This is a genomic window from Aeromonas sp. Y318-3, from assembly GCF_027706185.1.
Lineage (GTDB): Bacteria > Pseudomonadota > Gammaproteobacteria > Enterobacterales > Aeromonadaceae > Aeromonas > Aeromonas veronii.
The window spans coordinates 2,629-4,437 of sequence record NZ_JAPDCN010000041.1 but is presented as its reverse complement, the minus strand read 5'-3'; the positions used below and the strand labels follow the sequence as shown (position 1 = coordinate 4,437).

The window sequence follows — 1,809 nt, the reverse complement described above, 5'->3', positions numbered from 1 at the left end:
AGCGGCAATCGGTGCGTGAGCTTGATGGCGTCATATTCATCGGTGCGCAGCAGCACCTCACCCCCATGCCGGATCTCGATGTTGTAATCGTCATTTTTCACGATGGTAAATGACGCGGTACTTGATGCGGCTGACGAGGGTGCAAAGGAGGGTTCGAAGTAACGGCTACCATCCGAGTAGGTCAGCATCATGCCGTTCAGTGAAACCGGCTGGCTGACACTGGGGATGAGCCTTGGCTCATCTTCATCCAGCGGCATCAACATGATGCGTTCCCCTTTCGAGGTCTCTATCCAAAACTGCATGCTGGCGAAATTGAGGGTGCCCTCAACGTTGGCCGGTACCCGTTTAGTGACCGTTGGCACAGTGAACTGGGGCGCAGCCCAGGTCGGTAAGGCAAACAACGACAACCATGTGCACCACAGTGCCAGTTTGATTTTTTCTGTCATGTCACTCTCCAGACGACTTATTCAATGGTGTAAGAGGCATTGCCCAGATTGGTGAAGAGGGTCACCTCCCTCAATCGGCACGGCTCGGTCATGACCAGCCGCCAGCTTTCGGTGTAATTGAGCTTGAGTGGGAAATGGGTCCCCCCAAGCTGACCACCGATGTCATTGCGCAGCATCACCCGGCAGTCAGAGGGGGCTATACAATTTCCTTGGTGAAAGCGAGGCTCGTCACATTTTGAGAGAGCGCAGCGCCCCTTCTTTGGCGGCTAACATTTTGATGAATTCAGGGGCCCACTTCCTTCCCGTAACAATATCAATAATCGTCCTGTCGCTCATCTTAGGTACGTTATAAATGAGCTTGATGATAAGGCCACCCAAGCTATTGCCATTTATAGTTGTAAGCGTTTTCCAAAGTCCCATATTACCAACCTTCATGATTCAATTTTGACCATTAACATGTGCATCCGATAATCAACTATCTCTGCAAATCAACCAGTAAAGTAATCCGGCTAAAATCGGGTCAATTATAAGTCCGAGAATGAACCAGCCCCAGAATGAGCGTCCGTTACCAGCCGCAACAAATCCCAGTAATAAAGCAAGTCCAACCCAGATCAGGACTAATGGCATGAGGAGTCTCCTGTAATGTGTAAATGGCAAAAGAAAGCCGGGCCGATAAGGCGAATCTATCGGGTAGGCGAGACATTCGAGTAATGTCAGTGGGAGTGCTGGATCGATAACCAGACTCAGTCAACAAAGTGGCCAGAGGTGAGATCGTGCCGAACTCCTTTCGATGTTGGGGTGACTACTTCACTAAATTAGATCTAATGAGGTGATCCTCACCCCAAAGAGTCCTTAATGTCAATGAGTCCATGGCCAACCATACAGGTTGACTGGAGGACTTATGACAGACATCAACTTTGACGATCTAGCCAAAAGCGTCGGTAAAGCGATTGGACGGCAACGCCAACAAGCGGGACTGACCCAGGATCAAGTCGCAGAGCACCTGGATATCGGGATGGAAGCGGTCTCTCGGATGGAGCGGGGAAAAGTGGTGCCTACCGTGGTGCGGTTGGCAGAGCTCGCCCAGCTGTTTGAGTGTGAGCTTGCAGACTTCCTGCGTGAGACCAGCAACCGCCCCACCGAACAAGGCATTGTGCTCAGCCAACAGTTGGCTAAGCTCGATACAGAGGACAGAGCGCTGGTGCTGGAGGTGGTAGATAAGCTGGTGGCACGATTGGCCCCTTAACAGCTCGCAGTGCGCATCTGTGACTGACTGACACCCGATGCCAGGGTCAATAACTTGGGAGGCCGTAATGGCGCTCCCAAGCAGCTTCACAGCGATATCTGTTTACTCTCCCTTGAT

The 1,809-nt window shown here is 51.6% G+C and carries 5 protein-coding genes; 1 reads left to right on the top strand and 4 read right to left on the bottom strand.

Annotated elements, in window-relative coordinates; genetic code table 11:
* The 4 genes from OKB77_RS23815 to OKB77_RS23800 all read right to left on the bottom strand — a co-directional run.
* Positions 1 to 446, bottom strand: a 446-nt coding sequence (locus tag OKB77_RS23815; protein ID WP_270818700.1) for a hypothetical protein, incomplete at its 3' end; no start/stop codon positions are given.
* Positions 447 to 463: 17 nt separating this feature from the next.
* A complete protein-coding gene (locus OKB77_RS23810) occupies positions 464 to 625 on the bottom strand; it encodes a hypothetical protein (protein ID WP_155603859.1) in 162 nt (53 codons plus the stop codon).
* Positions 626 to 674: 49 nt separating this feature from the next.
* Positions 675 to 866: a hypothetical protein gene (locus tag OKB77_RS23805; protein WP_043851829.1), complete on the bottom strand. Its 192-nt coding sequence runs from the start codon at positions 864 to 866 to the stop codon at positions 675 to 677.
* A gap of 51 nt (positions 867 to 917) precedes the next feature.
* On the bottom strand, positions 918 to 1,073 hold the full coding sequence (locus OKB77_RS23800) for a hypothetical protein (RefSeq protein WP_113721835.1): 156 nt from the start codon (positions 1,071 to 1,073) through the stop codon (positions 918 to 920).
* A 274-nt stretch (positions 1,074 to 1,347) separates the two neighbouring features.
* Here OKB77_RS23800 and OKB77_RS23795 point away from each other — a divergent pair, with 274 nt between their 5' ends.
* Positions 1,348 to 1,692, top strand: a complete 345-nt coding sequence (locus tag OKB77_RS23795) for a helix-turn-helix domain-containing protein (protein ID WP_043851830.1) — start codon at positions 1,348 to 1,350, stop codon at positions 1,690 to 1,692.
* Positions 1,693 to 1,809 lie beyond the last annotated feature (117 nt).